This is a genomic window from Aquimarina sp. Aq78, from assembly GCF_900299525.1.
Classification (GTDB): Bacteria; Bacteroidota; Bacteroidia; order Flavobacteriales; family Flavobacteriaceae; genus Aquimarina.
In genome coordinates this window covers 369357-385153 of record NZ_OMKA01000026.1, presented here as the reverse complement: position 1 = coordinate 385153, position 15797 = coordinate 369357, and the positions used below count along the sequence as shown (strand labels likewise).

Below are 15797 nucleotides of genomic sequence, written 5' to 3'. Positions count from 1 at the left end.
TCAAATAAAAAATATGGAAACAAATGAGATATCAAATACACCCAAAAGTAATGGACACTACGCTATGTGGGTAGAACATAAAGGCACACTTTACTTAAGCGGGCAATTACCAATACATCCAATTACCAAAGAAGTCCCTGTAGGTATTGAAGCACAGACAAAATTGCTTCTACAGAATATAGAACTCACACTAAAAGAAGCTGGTAGTAATAAAAATCATATTATCAGAAATGAGATTTTTATTACTGATGTTGCACACTGGGCAACAGTAGACAAAGTATATGCTGATTTTTTTGGAGATCACAAACCCGCCAGAGCAGTAGTTGGTAATGCCGAATTACATCTCGGTTGCCTCATTGAAATCGTAACAACAGCAGCAATAATCGAATAATTAATACTAAAAAATGAATTCATCTATATTAAAAAAATACGCAGATCTATTGGTACATTACTCCCTAGATATACAACCGGGAGATAAACTATTTATTCAAAGTACAACACTTGCAGAACCATTAGTACGAGAAGTTTTTAGAGCTGCTATCAAAGCTGGAGCGCACGTAGAATATCAATTAGAATTTAGCGAAGCTCATAAAATTAAAATTGATAATTCTGAAGAAAAGCAATTAAATCAACCTCCCGTATTGTATGCACATGCGATGGAGCATTTTGATGCTTATCTTAAAATCATGGCTCCTCATAACCTTATCGAAAATCAAAATATAGATGCTCAAAAACAACGAAAACACAAAGAAACTTTAAAACCAGTAACAGAACATTATTACAAAAGAACTGCCAACGGTAGTTTAAAACGAACCTTATGCTTATACCCAACACAAGCAGGTGCTCAAATGGCAGGCATGTCACTAGAAGAATATTCTCATTTTGTCTTTAATGCTTGTCATCTTTTTGAAGAAGATCCTAAAGCTTCTTGGTTACAAATACGAAAAGAACAACAAAACATTGTTGATTATTTAAACAATGTAGACAAGGTACAGTACATCACCAAAGGAACCGACATACAGTTTAGTGTTAAAGAACGTAAATGGATAAACTCAGACGGGCGAACAAACATGCCAAGCGGAGAAGTATTTACCGGGCCAATTGAAGATAGTGTGAACGGAACAGCATATTTTAGCTTACCTTCTGTATTTGAAGGTCATATCGTGAAGGGAATTACACTAACAGTTAAGGATGGTAAAATTATAGACTGGAAAGCAGAAGAAGGACAAGAACTATTAGATGACATATTTAAAGTTCCGGGAGCTAATTATTTTGGAGAAGTAGCTATTGGAACCAATTACAATATACAGCAAGCCACAAAAAACATTTTATTTGATGAAAAAATAGGAGGTACTATACATATGGCGGTAGGACAATCGTATTTTCAAACTGGAGCTAAAAACAAATCTATCATTCATTGGGATATGATTACAGATATGACACAAGGAGGTAAGATATTGGCAGACGGAAAACTGATCTATGAAAATGGAAAGTTTCTTATATAACACACAAAAGATTAGCAAAACAAATCGTAGATAATATTATTTGTTATTTAGATATACTAAAACGTAAAATTAGTCCTCTTTTACCCTTGTTTTAGAAGAAAGAAAACTATACCAACTTAATATCCTCCTTAAATAACATGTGAATATATTCGGCATGCACTTCTGCATGGTGTTTATTTTCCAGGCAATGAAATAATAAGTGAATTAATCCATAATCACCTAAGCTATCTCTATACTCATACTTAGCCTTATTTTTTACCCACAGAATAAAACAACACAAATGACCTATCTCTCCTAGTTTTTGAGCATCTTTTAAACATTCTCTAAATTCATCTAATGTCATATGTGCATACTCATCATACTTTCTTTTGCAGAAGTCATAATCAAAAGTATGCTTATACGATTGTAATTTTCTATTTTGTATTTCGTAGTTAATACCACTCATAACATAAGAGTCATTTGCACTAGGTTAAGTATCCATATTCTCATAGGTATACGATTCGAAGTTATCTCTGTTTTTGCAAAACGTATGCCAGAACTTTAAAAGATTAACCAAAAAAAGCTTAAGTAAATCTTAAAATTTTAATTGATAATTCATATTTCTGTTTAGGAATAATTCCAATACAAAAATACAAAATTAGGAATGATTCCAATAAATATATTTCACTTTTATGCCTTTATTTTTCAAATTTTCACTTAAAAAAGCAAGAATACAACGAAAACCAACAAATATTTAACCATTTGATTTACAGTTATTTAATTCTTAAAATCAATAACTGTTGTTAATAAAACCTGATAAGTTTATTTTAAAAAACCAATCATGTCTATTAAATTTACTTTTGAATTTGATACGGTATGGTATGTTTTTTGGGGAAAGAACTACGATAACGAAAAATTGGGAAAATAAATCAAATCTAGAATTATGCGGTATAAAGTAATTGATGCAAAAAGCCAGTATTTTGGCAAAGTATTGGATTTCGAATCCTGCTCTACTTTAAGTGATCTGGGAGGAGTACTCTTAAAGATCGGAAGAAACAGGGTTTCACTTTTTAAATTTAACGAAGTAGAATTGGTATAATTACCATTCTACTTCTTTCAACTTTCCTTATTATTTATTACGAATAAGTAATTATAAATTCTTTTAGCCTTTTCTTTATCAGGAATAAGGTAGCTAAGGAAAGTTATAACACCTACTAATGAACACTATGAAGTAAGTTATCTTAGCTCTGTAATTCGTTTTACGTATTTACCAATAACATCAAACTCAAGGTTAACAACACTGCCTACTTTAAAAGTATTAAAGTTTGTATGTTCATATGTATACGGAATAATAGCAACACTAAATTCATTCTTTTTAGAATTAACCACAGTCAAACTAACTCCATTAACTGTTACCGATCCTTTTTCTATAGTGATATTATTTAATGATGGATCATAATCAAAAGTAAAGTACCAACTTCCATCAGCTTCTGTAATTGCTGTGCAAATTGCAGTTTGATCCACATGTCCTTGTACAATATGCCCATCTAACCTATCCCCTAATTTCATTCCTCTTTCCAGATTTACAATAGTATCAACTGCAAGGGTATTAAGATTGGTCTTATCCAGCGTTTCTTTGATCGCCGTAACTGTATACATATCTTCATTAATAGATACCACGGTTAAACAAACCCCATTATGCGCTATGCTTTGATCAATCTTCAATTCTGAGGTAAAATTCGCACGTACTGTAATATCCAGATTTTCTTTATTAGTTTGTAAAGAAGTAACAATTCCTAATTCTTCGATGATTCCTGTAAACATAAATGCGAATTATTTAATTAAATTTGTGACCTTGAAGTTTGAAGTCTGATTTTAGATTTCAAAAATACTGATAAAGTAGTTTATATAATGAAGAAAGAAGAAAAAATAAGATTAGGGATTTCTATTGGTGATCTTAACGGAATAGGAAGTGAAGTTATCCTTAAAACTTTTGAAGATTCGCGAATGTTAGATTTTTGTACTCCGGTAATTTTTGCCTCGGTAAAAATTCTTTCTTTCTTAAAAAAACAATATAAAAGCAACATAAACCTTCATGGTATAGATAAGACATCTCAAATTCTGGATGGTAAAATAAATGTTCTTAATGTTTGGAAGGAAGCCGTTAGTATTAATTTTGGGCAAGAAGATGAAAAAGTAGGAAGCTATGCGATCAAATCACTTAAATCTGCAACCGAAGCTTTAAAAAATGATCAAATTGATGTGCTGGTCACCGCACCTATTAATAAACATAGTATTCAATCTGAAGAATTTAAATTCCCGGGACATACTGATTATCTGGATCAGGAACTAGAAGGAAATAGCCTTATGTTTATGATCACCGATGATCTAAAAGTAGGATTACTTACTGATCATGTGGCCGTTAAAGATATTGCCGATACGATAACACCAGAATTGATCGAACAAAAAATAGATACTATTCATCATGCACTTAAACAGGATTTTGGCATCTCAAAACCAAAGATCGCAGTACTAGGAATCAATCCTCATAGCGGAGACAACGGCGTAATTGGTAAAGAAGATGAAGATGTATTAAAACCAACGATCCAAAAAATTAATGAATCTGGCATATTAGTATATGGTCCCTACGCAGCAGATAGTTTTTTTGGCTCTAATAATTATAAAGCTTTTGATGCTGTTGTAGCTTCATATCATGATCAGGGATTAATTCCTTTTAAAACACTCTCTTTTGGCAAAGGAGTAAATTATACTGCAGGCTTACATAAAGTTCGCACTTCTCCAGATCACGGTACTGCTTTTGAAATTGCAGGGAAAAATCTAGCTGACAATAGTTCTTTTAAAGAATCAGTTTTTGCTGCATTAAGGATTTTCAAAAACAGAAATGAGTATAACGAATTAACCAAAAACCCTCTAAAAAGGCAACCTCGTAAACCTCAAAATAAGGCATGAGAGGTTAAGAATTAAGTATGAAAGTAGTTCTTAAACCTATTACCATAATCCACAAACCTAATTAATCACTAACAATCTGATATAATTTTGTTTACAAAAATACTTTCATAACGAATTTTTATTATCTTTGCACCCGCCTTTATCAAATTGATAGGCACTTGAAACTGATGATGAAATGATACAACTTAAAGAGTATACTATTCCTTTCGTTGGGCTGAAGCAAGGATTACACCAGTTTGAGTATCAAATTGACAACGCGTTCTTTGAACATTTTGAGTATGATGAGTTTAATTCATCTGCAGTAAAAGTTGATATGGAGTTTAATAAAAAAGCAACTTTATTAGAACTTCAATTTAAAGCAACCGGAACTGTAAATGTAAATTGTGATCTCACCAATGAACCTTTTGACTTACCTATTAAAAATGAATTCTTTTTGGTAGTGAAGTTTGGAGACGAATATAATGATGAAAATGAAGAGCTTCTTATTATTCCTCACGGGGACTATGAAGTAAACATTCAACAATATATTTATGAGCTTATTGTTTTGGCTATGCCATCCAAAAGAGTTCATCCTGGTGTTGAGAACGGAACATTAGAATCAGACATACTTGAAAAATTAGAAGAATTAAGTCCAAAAGAAAAAACAATAGTAAACAACAATGAGGAGACAGATCCTCGCTGGGATAAATTAAAAAACTTATTAAACGATAAACAATAGCTAAGCAATGGCACATCCTAAGAGAAAAATATCGAAAACAAGAAGAGATAAAAGAAGAACGCATTATAAAGCTTCTGTACCACAAATAGCTACTGATCCAACTACTGGAGAGGCGCATTTATATCATAGAGCACATTGGCATGAAGGTAAATTATACTATCGTGGTCAAATTGTTATCGACAATACTGAAGAAGAAGTAGCGTAAGGATACTGTTAAAATTTTAAAGAGAGCTCTCACAAATGTGAGAGTTTTTTTGTTTTTAGTTGAATATGTGTCAAAATCCCGTTATTTTGCGCCATATTTGTGTATAATTTAGTAATTTCGACAACTTTTTGAGCGCATTTTTATGCTATAGTTTGTGAAACTAAAACTAAGATATGAGTAAAATCACAGCCGCTATCACCGCTGTAGGTGCATACGTGCCAGACTATGTGTTATCTAATGATATATTAGCAACAATGGTCGAAACTAACGACGAATGGATAACCAGTCGTACAGGTATCAAAGAACGCAGAATACTAAAAGATAAAGATAAGGGAACTTCTTTCTTAGGTATAAAAGCAGCAGAAGATCTAATCGCTAAAAAAAATCTCGACCCTAAAGAGATTGATATGGTGATTTTTGCAACTGCAACTCCAGATCTTCCAGTTGCTGCAACAGCAGCATATACAGCTTCAAAAATTGGAGCCGTTAATGCTTTTTCTTATGACTTACAGGCCGCTTGTTCCAGTTTTTTATATGGAATGTCTACCGCCGCTAGTTATATAGAATCAGGAAGATACAAAAAAGTATTAGTAATAGGAGCAGATAAAATGTCCTCTATTATTGATTATACTGATCGTACCACTTGCATCATTTTTGGTGATGGCGGTGGCGCAGCTCTTTTTGAACCCAATTATGAAGGTCTAGGACTTCAAGACGAATACCTTCGTACCGATGGTATCGGAAGAGAGTTCTTAAAAATTGAAGCTGGAGGGTCTATCCTACCTCCATCAGAAGAAACTATAGCCAAAAGGCAGCACTTTGTTCAACAAGACGGAAAAACTGTATTTAAATATGCAGTTTCTAATATGGCAGATGCCAGTTCTAAGATTATGGAACGTAATAATTTAACAGGACAGGATGTAAATTGGCTTATTGCACATCAAGCCAACAAACGTATCATTGACGCTACAGCCAAAAGAATGGAGCTAGATGAGAGTAAAGTTCTTATGAATATCCAACGATATGGTAATACAACCTCAGCCACCTTACCATTACTGTTACACGATTACGAAAAACAACTCAAAAAAGGAGATAACATAGTATTTGCTTCATTCGGTGGAGGCTTTACTTGGGGGTCTATTTATCTTAAATGGGCCTATAATTCCTAAACAACTAAAACACACAATACCCACATTATGGATTTAAAAGAAATTCAGAATTTAATCAAATTCGTAGCCAAATCAGGGGCTAGCGAAGTAAAGTTAGAAATGGATGACATTAAAATCACCATTAAAACTGCATCAGAAGATGGTAAAGAAACCACAATTGTACAACAACTACCAGTAACTCCTCAAGTGGTAGCTCCCGTACAACCACCAGCACCCGCTGCAATTACACCCGCAGCAGTTGTAGAAGAAAGTGCTTCTGACGATAATTCGAAATACATAACTATTAAATCACCTATAATAGGTACTTTATACAGAAAACCATCGCCAGACAAACCTACATTTGTAGAAGTTGGTGATTCAATAAAAGAAGGAGATGTACTTTGTATTATTGAGGCGATGAAACTCTTTAATGAAATTGAAAGTGAAGTTTCTGGTAAAATTGTAAAAGTATTAGTTGATGACTCTTCTCCAGTAGAATTTGATCAGCCACTATTCTTAGTAGACCCATCATAGTTAAACCCATAATTTCAAATCTTTAAATTTCAAATCACATATCGAGAATTGGAATTTATCATTTGAATATTATAATTTCTAAGAAGTTATGTTTAAAAAAATTCTAATTGCAAATAGAGGAGAGATTGCATTGCGTGTAATCAGAACCTGCAAAGAAATGGGGATAAAATCTGTTGCGGTCTATTCTACAGCAGATGCAGAAAGTTTACATGTACGTTTCGCAGATGAAGCGGTTTGTATCGGACCTGCACCCAGTAATGAATCTTACCTTAAAATGTCTAATATTATTGCAGCTGCAGAAATCACAAATGCAGATGCAATACACCCAGGCTATGGTTTTCTTTCAGAAAATGCTAAGTTTTCTAAGATTTGTGAAGAACACGAAATAAAATTTATTGGTGCCAGCGCCGAAATGATTGATCAAATGGGTGATAAAGCCTCTGCAAAAGCTACTATGAAAGCAGCAGGAGTGCCTACAATCCCAGGTAGTGAAGGTATACTGGATTCTTTTGAAGAAACCGAAAAGCTTGCCGATGAAATGGGATACCCAGTAATGCTAAAAGCTACCGCCGGTGGTGGTGGAAAAGGTATGCGAGCTGTATGGGCAAAGGAAGACTTAAGAAAAGCATGGGATAGTGCTCGCCAGGAAGCATCAGCCTCATTTGGTAATGATGGTATGTACATGGAAAAACTCATCGAAGAACCACGCCATATCGAAATTCAGATTGTAGGAGATAGCAATGGTAGAGCCTGTCATTTATCTGAAAGAGATTGCTCGGTACAACGTAGACACCAAAAACTTACAGAAGAAACTCCTTCGCCATTCATGACAGACGAATTGCGTAAAAAAATGGGGGAAGCTGCAGTAAAAGCTTCAGAATATATTAAATATGAAGGAGCAGGAACTGTAGAATTTTTGGTTGACAAACACCGTAATTTCTACTTTATGGAAATGAATACTCGTATCCAGGTAGAACATCCTATTACAGAGCAAGTAGTTGATTATGATTTAATTAGAGAACAAATTCTTGTTGCTGCCGGAGTACCAATTTCGGGTAAAAACTATTTTCCACAATTACACTCTATAGAATGTAGGATCAATGCAGAAGATCCATATAAAGATTTTCGACCTTCACCAGGTAAAATTACCAATTTGCATATCCCTGGAGGCCATGGTGTGCGAGTAGATACTCACGTATATAGTGGGTATATTATTCCGCCTAACTATGATTCTATGATTGCCAAGTTAATAACTACTGCACAAACGCGTGAAGAGGCAATTAATAAAATGAAAAGAGCATTAGACGAATTCGTTGTGGAAGGTATAAAAACTACCGTTCCTTTTCATAGACAACTTATGGATCATCCAGAATATATAGCTGGAAATTATACCACTAAGTTTATGGAAGATTTTGAAATGGAAGACCCAACTGAATAACAACCAATTAAGCCTCAGCAATGAGGCTTTTTTTATACCTTTTACTTACTATCAAAAATTGCATTTTCAAAATAACAAGATTCTACCCCCTAATCACTTTTAAAAACCCTTTCTTAAAAAACGAATTTTCTACTATTGTAACTACACAAGAAATCGTAAAATCTCTTTAGGAACGACTATATTTGTTTTTCTAACAAATAACACCTGTTGTACTTTGAATTTTAGCTATTGGGAACATAAAACTTGGTTATCTAATATTGATTTCACTATTATCGGAAGCGGTATTGTAGGGCTTACTTGCGCATTAAGGTTGCAAAACAATTTTCCGAAAGCCAAAATTCTTATTCTGGAGCGTGGTATATTACCTAATGGTGCTAGTACCAAGAATGCAGGCTTTGCTTGTTTTGGAAGCCTCTCTGAAATTCTGGACGACCTAAACTCGCACAGTGAAGAAGAAGTACTACAGCTTGTTAAAAAAAGACACAATGGGCTTCAACTATTGAGAAAACATCTGGGAGATCAGACTATTGGCTATTTTCAAAACGGAGGATATGAACTTTTTACCAAAAATGATCAAGCTCTTTATGAAGATTGTTTTTCAAAAAGAGAGCAAATAAACACCTTATTGAAACCAATTTTTAAAGATGATGTTTTTAGCACAAGTGATAATATTTTTAATTTTGAAAATATCCAGCCTCAATACATCATTAATCAATTTGAAGGTCAAATCGATACCGGAAAAATGATGGAAGCATTACTAAAAAAAGTTCGAAATTCTGGCATTAAGATTCTAAACAATTGCACAGTTGAAACTTTTGATGATGACAACACTGCTGTTAAAATAAAAACCGATCAGTTTACGTTCTCTACACATAAAGTATTGATTGCTACAAATGGCTTTGCTTCTCAATTAGGAATTGAGGAAGTAAAACCCGCTCGTGCTCAGGTTTTGATTACCCAACCCATAGATAATTTACATATTAAAGGAACATTTCATCTAGATAAAGGATATTATTATTTTAGAAATATTGATAACAGAATCCTATTTGGAGGAGGTCGAAATCTAGATTTTAAAGCTGAAGAAACTACAGATTTAGCTCAAACTGAATTGGTACAACAAAAATTAGAAGAAATTTTACGAGATGTCATCTTACCCGATATTAATTTTGAAATCAATCATCGCTGGAGCGGAATTATGGGTGTAGGAAATCAAAAACAATCTATCGTTAAACAATTATCTCAAAACGTATTTTGTGGTGTACGCCAGGGCGGAATGGGAGTTGCAATAGGAAGTTTGGTAGGTGCAGAATTAGCTGATCTTTTATAAGTCGATTCCTGTTGAATTATGAAAAAATACTTCCGTTTTATACTTAAAAGCTGCATCGCATTTATCATACTAAGTGTGCTGTGGGTACTCATATATACATGGGTTAATGTTCCTGCTACCCCGTTAATGGGAATTCGAAAATTACAATCTAAAAATAAATATACCATTCGCCATCAATGGGTACCATTATCCAAGATTTCTAAGAACCTACAACTAGCAGTTATTTGCAGTGAAGATCAACGATTTATTAACCATAATGGCTTTGACAAAGAAGCTATCGAAAAAGCAATGGCAGAATATAAATCAGGTAAACGATTGCGAGGTGCAAGTACGATTTCTCAACAAACAGCTAAAAATGTTTTTTTGTGGCCACATCGCAGCTGGATACGAAAAGGATTTGAAACCTATTTTACATTTTTGATAGAGACTTTCTGGAGTAAAGAACGTATTCTCGAAATTTATCTGAACAGTATAGAAATGGGAGATGGGATCTATGGAGCCGAAGCTGCTGCCCAATTTTGGTTTAACACCTCTGCAATTGCACTTAATAAGGATGAAGCTACAGCTATTGCAGCAATACTTCCTAATCCCATACGTTTTTTGGCTAATCCACCTTCTGCATATACCCAAAAAAGAAAAAAATGGATTATGATACAAATGCGTAATTACGGTACTTTAGTATTTGATAAGAAATAGCAATATGGATTCACAAAAAATCAAAGAAGAAATACTTCATCAATGCCAAAATTATGTAGATCAAAGATTACAAAGAATTCAAAATACTATTACTGGTATTCAAGAATCTTTAACTTCTGAAACCAAAAGTACTGCTGGAGATAAACATGAAACCGGGCGAGCAATGTTACAGTTAGAACGTGAAAAAGCAGGAAAACAATTAGCCGAAGTACAAAAATTGCAAGAAGTCTTAGCTAAAATTAACATTTCTCCTTCAGAACATATTCATTTAGGTAGTCTGGTGATTACCACACAAGGTTATTATTTTATTAGTATCTCTGTTGGCAAACTCTCTATAGACGATAAATCCTATTTTGCCATAGCTGCTAATTCTCCTATTGGTAAATTACTATTAGGAAAAACCACTGGTGATTCTTTTAGCTTTAACGGAAATGAAATAATAATCAAACAAGTCTCTTAACTAAGGAATAAAAAAATCTGGTTTTAATCATAGTGCTATTAAATTTTCAACCGCATATAGCATACAAAAATGATTTTAAGTAAATTGCCAGTTCATAAATCATTTACCATGAAGAATTTTTTTGTGCTTACCCTAATAGGGGTATTGCTCTTTTCCTGTAAACCATACGAGAATACCAAAATCAGGAAAAATCAAATCACCTATGAAGATTTTAGATCTGATCAAAGATTATATCCTACAGATGATGGTTTAATCAAATATATAGATAAAGGAAAAGGGCCTGCAATTGTATTATTACACGGCGTACCTACTTCGGGATGGTTATATCGTAAAATGATTGACCCTTTGGTTGCAAATGGATTTAGAGTGATTGTACCTGATATGCTGGGGTATGGTTCTAGTGATTCTCCCGAAGGTTTTGAAATCTACAATGCAGAAAATCATGCCAAACGCTTGTTAGAACTTATGCAAGCATTAGGGATCGAGACCTGGTCTCATGTTATGCATGATGCTGGTGGACTATGGACCTGGGAGCTTTTGAAACAAGCGCCCGATAAAATTGAAAAACTAATTGTATTAAATACTATTATTTATGATGATGGATTTTACCCTCCTGTACGTATGAAACCAGGAGGTCTTGCCAAAACAGCGATGTGGGGTTATAGAAATGGAGTTACAACCAATACCTTACTCAAAAATCTATTTAATCAGGGACTTAAAGAAAACGTTTTAAATTCTCTTGATGTAGAAGGATATAAAACTCCCTTATTAGAAGGTAAAACACATGCCATGTATTATTTCTATAGTCAAACCTGTAATGAATTACCTGACTACTCACCCGTTTTTGAAAATATCAATATCCCAGTTACTGTTATATGGGGGATACATGACACAATGCTACAATGGCCTCCACAACAAGTTCGTGCAGCTAATGCATTAAAGGTTAAGAATGAAGATATTCATTTTATAGACGAGAAACATTTTTTGCAGGAAACAAAAGCAAAAGAAATCACGTATAAAATTGTTGAGTTTTTATATAAAAAAGAATAGGGCTGCGGCCTAGTTATAATTTTGAAATGAGGTGAAAAAGAACATTTTATCACAGTAAAATCAAAACCTAAATGGTATTAATTAAGAGATAGATTTCTTATCCAATCTTGTAACTCTACCCTGAAAATAGTACCCTTGATTAGTTCCTGGATTTGATGAACCTCTTCTCTACTTACTGCTAAATCTATCTTATCAGAAGGAGTTCTCAATAATAATGATTTACACTGTTGTGAATTTTTGCATTGACTACAGCATTGAGATTCAATAGTAGTAGTACAAGAATTAGAAAAATCCTTTAATTCATTTAAAGTAAGTAAAAATCCAATATCTCTAAATACCAACTGAACTCTAGGCGTTGAAATATGTTTTTCTTGTTTCCAAAAGAAAGAAATACCTAATTCGTTACTGTATATTTTATCTATAGCGTTCATCCTGAATACATATTTGAATCAAAAATAGTAACTATTTATAATAAATCTAAATAAAAATAAGTTAATTTATATCTTTCAACTTTAATTGAAGAGATACTTCTCCGTTCCACTCATTTTCATCGATAGTATACGCAGCTTTAAAGTGTTGCCCTTCGGTTATCAAATCATATTTGGGGCCAAGATTAAAGCCAATAGTTCCAATAGCAACTCCATTTTTTTGTACTCTACATTTTAAATGTTTCTCATCGGCTCCCACACATTTTCCGTATCCGGTATCATTTAATCCTTCTGTCATAAACACCGGGGCCATGTTTCCTGGGCCATATGGAGCGAATTGTTTTAAAATACGATAGAATTTAGGAGTGATTTGATCTAGTTCTAGAGAGCCATCAATAGATATTTCGGGAATAAGCATTTTTTTATCAATAGTAGCAGATACTACTTCTTCAAATTTTTGCTTAAACGGCAGATATTGCTTTTCGTCTAATGTTAACCCTGCAGCATACTTATGGCCTCCAAACTGTTCTATATGCTCTGAGCAAGCTTCTAATGCATTATATACATCATACCCCTTTACAGATCGTGCAGAAGCTGCTAATTTCGAACCACTTTTTGTAAAAACCAAAGTCGGGCGATAATACGTCTCTGTTAATCGTGATGCCACAATACCTATCACTCCTTTATGCCAATTTTCTTCATACACCACAGTAGTATATCTATCCTCTTCTTTATTCTGAAGTATCTGTTCTAACGCTTTCTGGGTTATGTTTTTATCAGCCTCTTTTCTATTGCTGTTATACAATTCTATTTCTGCGGCATATTGTAATGCAATATCAATATTTTCTTCTGTCAACAAATTAACAGCATGTAATCCATGTTTCATTCTTCCGGCTGCATTAATCCTGGGTGCGATGATAAAGACCAAATCTGTTATCGTTAAAGTTTCTTTTTTTACTTCAGACAACATTGCCCTAAATCCAATTCTGGGATTTGCATTAATAACTTGTAAGCCATAATATGCCAATACACGATTCTCACCTGTTATGGGCACAATATCTGCCCCAATTGCAGTAGCCACCAGATCTAAATATGGAAACAAATCTTCTATAGTTTGATTTTGATGAACTGCCAATCCCTGTATCAATTTAAACCCTACTCCACAACCGCATAATTCTTTATATGGGTATTCACAATCTTTACGTTTTGGATCTAAAACCGCAACTGCATCAGGAATTTTATCTCCTGGTCTATGGTGATCACAAATAATAAAATCGATTCCTTTTTCTTTGGCATACGCTACTTTTTCTATAGCTTTAATTCCACAGTCTAAAGCAACAATAAGAGAAATATCATTATCATGAGCATAATCAATTCCCATATACGATATCCCATATCCTTCATTATATCGATCAGGGATATATGTAGCGATTTGATTGGATAAGGTTTTTAAATAAGAAGACAGTAGTGCCACAGATGTGGTGCCATCTACATCATAATCACCATATACCATTATGTTTTCGCCATTAGCAATTGCTTTTTGGATTCTGGCAGTTGCCTTATCCATATCTTTCATCAAAAAAGGATCGTGTATATCTTCTAAAGACGGTCTAAAGAATTTTTTGGCCTGATCAAAAGTTGTTATCCCTCTTTGCACTAATAGCGAAGCAATTATTGCATCTACATTAAGAGTTTTTGCCAGATTTTCTATTGTTGAAACATCAGGTTTTGGTTGTAGTGTCCATCTCATTCGTGCGGTAAATTCCTATATTAAAAAATCCAAAGTACAAAAAACATCCTGACCTCTCTTGATTTGACATTAGTTTTGTATTTTGCTTTGCTTAAAATTATACGTTTAAACTCAAAAAAATACATAATATGGCATTAGTTACTCCATTATCGGCAGATCATGATCCAGAAACCAGAGAATTAGCAGAATTTTTTAATGAAACCTTAGGGTTTTGTCCTAATTCTGTACTTACTATGCAAAGAAGACCAGCTATTTCTAAAGCATTTATCAACCTTAATAAAGCCGTAATGGCAAATGAAGGTAAAGTAACTTCTGCATTAAAACGTATGATTGCTTGGGTAAGCAGTAATGCTACAGGATGTAGATATTGCCAGGCACATGCTATTCGTGCAGCCGAACGATATGGAGCAGAGCAAGAGCAATTAGATAATATATGGGAGTATAAAACGCATGCCGCTTTTAGTGATGCAGAACGTGCAGCACTCGATTTTTCGCTTGCTGCATCGATGGTTCCTAATGCTGTAGATGATACCATTAAAGAAGAATTATATAAATACTGGAATGAAGGAGAAATTGTAGAAATGTTAGGAGTGATTTCTTTATTTGGATATCTAAATCGCTGGAATGATTCTATGGGCACAATGGTTGAGGAAGGAGCTATTGAATCTGGCGAAAAATACCTAGGAAAACACGGTTGGGAGAAAGGAAAGCATATTTAGTATTTTCTGAAACTAAAGATTATAATAGAATTTTCGTATTAGAAACCTGTCGGGATTTTAAAATCCCGACAGGTTTATTTTTACTTTCCAAAATGATTTAATCCGCTTTATGCATTAGAAAATTTATTCCATCTTCCAACTAATGCATAATCCGGGTTTAAACAGAAATGATCTTCTCTTTAACTGCTTTAATAACTAAACCAGCCGTATTTTTCACGCCTAATTTACCCATTAAATTTTTTCGATGTCCTTCAATTGTTCTTACACTTAGAAAAAGTTGCTCTGCAATTTCTGCAGTTGTAAACTCTTGAGTAATCCCTTCTAACACTTCTAATTCTCTAGAAGTAAGGTGATAATCTTTTCGTATAGCAGGGGGTTTAGAAGTTTTATGCTTCAACCCTTTTAATAACGCTTCTGATACAAAAGAATTAAAATAAAATCCTTTTTCGTATGTAGATCGTATTGCTATTTCTAACTCATGTTGGGTGGTATCTTTTAGTAGATATCCATTAGCTCCCGCTTCCATCAAATAAGAGATCATTCTTTCTTCTGTATGCATTGTTAGAATAATAATTTTTAGATCAGGATACAATTCTTGTAATTTTAGAGTTGTATCCACACCATTCATCTCTCCCATCTCTAAATCCAAAAGGATTACATCCGGAACCACATTATTCAACTGTGCTAACAGGTCTTTACCACTCACCGCTTCTAATACCAATGTAATATTGGCCATTCTTTTTAACAGTGACTTTATACCTTCACGAAATAAGTTATGATCATCAATCAGTCCTAGTTTTATAGTCTCCATGATTAATTGTGATTAAAATTGTTAGTGCTTCTTTTTACTTACTTAGGGGTTTTTTTTAC

The 15797-nt window shown here is 33.7% G+C and carries 19 protein-coding genes; 14 read left to right on the top strand and 5 right to left on the bottom strand.

The features are described from left to right. The first annotated feature begins 13 nt into the window (after positions 1 to 13). Together DG435_RS17925 and DG435_RS17920 are read left to right on the top strand one after the other, a co-directional pair. Positions 14 to 391, top strand: a complete 378-nt coding sequence (locus tag DG435_RS17925; protein WP_106791058.1) for a RidA family protein — start codon at positions 14 to 16, stop codon at positions 389 to 391. 13 nt (positions 392 to 404) lie between these two features. Further along, entirely contained in the window at positions 405 to 1505 is a 1101-nt protein-coding gene (locus DG435_RS17920; protein WP_106791059.1) for an aminopeptidase, read from the top strand. 106 nt (positions 1506 to 1611) lie between these two features. Here the strand turns inward: DG435_RS17920 and DG435_RS17915 are convergent, their stop codons facing one another. Beyond that, entirely contained in the window at positions 1612 to 1950 is a 339-nt protein-coding gene (locus tag DG435_RS17915; RefSeq protein ID WP_024768388.1) for a hypothetical protein, read from the bottom strand. Between the two features lie 477 nt (positions 1951 to 2427). Here DG435_RS17915 and DG435_RS25640 point away from each other — a divergent pair, with 477 nt between their 5' ends. Further along, positions 2428 to 2583 (top strand): hypothetical protein, encoded by a 156-nt coding sequence (locus tag DG435_RS25640; RefSeq protein WP_159025436.1) that lies wholly within the window; start codon positions 2428 to 2430, stop codon positions 2581 to 2583. A gap of 137 nt (positions 2584 to 2720) precedes the next feature. Here DG435_RS25640 and DG435_RS17910 read toward each other — a convergent pair whose 3' ends face one another. Next, the gene (locus tag DG435_RS17910) at positions 2721 to 3308 is read right to left on the bottom strand and encodes a riboflavin synthase (protein ID WP_106791060.1); all 588 of its coding nucleotides are present in this window, start codon (positions 3306 to 3308) and stop codon (positions 2721 to 2723) included. Positions 3309 to 3395: 87 nt separating this feature from the next. Here DG435_RS17910 and pdxA point away from each other — a divergent pair, with 87 nt between their 5' ends. The 10 genes from pdxA (at position 3396) to DG435_RS17860 (ending at position 12030) form a co-directional block, all read left to right on the top strand. After that, positions 3396 to 4454 carry a 4-hydroxythreonine-4-phosphate dehydrogenase PdxA gene (gene pdxA / locus DG435_RS17905; protein WP_106791061.1) on the top strand — a complete coding sequence of 353 codons (1059 nt, stop codon included), beginning with the start codon at positions 3396 to 3398 and terminating at the stop codon, positions 4452 to 4454. 175 nt (positions 4455 to 4629) lie between these two features. Next, positions 4630 to 5172 carry a DUF177 domain-containing protein gene (locus DG435_RS17900; protein ID WP_106791062.1) on the top strand — a complete coding sequence of 181 codons (543 nt, stop codon included), beginning with the start codon at positions 4630 to 4632 and terminating at the stop codon, positions 5170 to 5172. Positions 5173 to 5179: 7 nt separating this feature from the next. Further along, a complete protein-coding gene (gene rpmF, locus DG435_RS17895) occupies positions 5180 to 5377 on the top strand; it encodes a 50S ribosomal protein L32 (RefSeq protein ID WP_024768393.1) in 198 nt (65 codons plus the stop codon). A gap of 173 nt (positions 5378 to 5550) precedes the next feature. Then, on the top strand, positions 5551 to 6546 hold the full coding sequence (locus tag DG435_RS17890) for a beta-ketoacyl-ACP synthase III (protein ID WP_106791063.1): 996 nt from the start codon (positions 5551 to 5553) through the stop codon (positions 6544 to 6546). 27 nt (positions 6547 to 6573) lie between these two features. Next, a complete protein-coding gene (accB, locus tag DG435_RS17885; RefSeq protein WP_106791064.1) occupies positions 6574 to 7059 on the top strand; it encodes an acetyl-CoA carboxylase biotin carboxyl carrier protein in 486 nt (161 codons plus the stop codon). 88 nt (positions 7060 to 7147) lie between these two features. Next, a complete protein-coding gene (gene accC, locus DG435_RS17880) occupies positions 7148 to 8497 on the top strand; it encodes an acetyl-CoA carboxylase biotin carboxylase subunit (protein ID WP_106791065.1) in 1350 nt (449 codons plus the stop codon). Between the two features lie 214 nt (positions 8498 to 8711). After that, positions 8712 to 9824, top strand: coding sequence for an FAD-binding oxidoreductase (locus DG435_RS17875; protein ID WP_106791066.1), 1113 nt, complete (start codon positions 8712 to 8714; stop codon positions 9822 to 9824). 18 nt (positions 9825 to 9842) lie between these two features. Next, complete coding sequence (gene mtgA / locus DG435_RS17870; protein WP_106791067.1) at positions 9843 to 10520, top strand: monofunctional biosynthetic peptidoglycan transglycosylase; 678 nt, start codon at positions 9843 to 9845, stop codon at positions 10518 to 10520. A gap of 4 nt (positions 10521 to 10524) precedes the next feature. After that, on the top strand, positions 10525 to 10980 hold the full coding sequence (locus DG435_RS17865) for a 3-oxoacyl-ACP synthase (protein WP_106791068.1): 456 nt from the start codon (positions 10525 to 10527) through the stop codon (positions 10978 to 10980). A 108-nt stretch (positions 10981 to 11088) separates the two neighbouring features. After that, positions 11089 to 12030: an alpha/beta fold hydrolase gene (locus tag DG435_RS17860; protein ID WP_106791084.1), complete on the top strand. Its 942-nt coding sequence runs from the start codon at positions 11089 to 11091 to the stop codon at positions 12028 to 12030. A 77-nt stretch (positions 12031 to 12107) separates the two neighbouring features. Here the strand turns inward: DG435_RS17860 and DG435_RS17855 are convergent, their stop codons facing one another. Together DG435_RS17855 and recJ are read right to left on the bottom strand one after the other, a co-directional pair. Then, a complete protein-coding gene (locus DG435_RS17855) occupies positions 12108 to 12461 on the bottom strand; it encodes a hypothetical protein (RefSeq protein WP_106791069.1) in 354 nt (117 codons plus the stop codon). Between the two features lie 61 nt (positions 12462 to 12522). After that, on the bottom strand, positions 12523 to 14208 hold the full coding sequence (gene recJ, locus DG435_RS17850; protein ID WP_106791070.1) for a single-stranded-DNA-specific exonuclease RecJ: 1686 nt from the start codon (positions 14206 to 14208) through the stop codon (positions 12523 to 12525). Between the two features lie 128 nt (positions 14209 to 14336). On the opposite strand from recJ, the gene DG435_RS17845 reads away from it, so the two are divergent. Further along, entirely contained in the window at positions 14337 to 14927 is a 591-nt protein-coding gene (locus DG435_RS17845) for a carboxymuconolactone decarboxylase family protein (RefSeq protein WP_024768403.1), read from the top strand. Positions 14928 to 15084: 157 nt separating this feature from the next. Here the strand turns inward: DG435_RS17845 and DG435_RS17840 are convergent, their stop codons facing one another. After that, positions 15085 to 15738 carry a response regulator transcription factor gene (locus DG435_RS17840; RefSeq protein WP_024768404.1) on the bottom strand — a complete coding sequence of 218 codons (654 nt, stop codon included), beginning with the start codon at positions 15736 to 15738 and terminating at the stop codon, positions 15085 to 15087. Positions 15739 to 15797 lie beyond the last annotated feature (59 nt).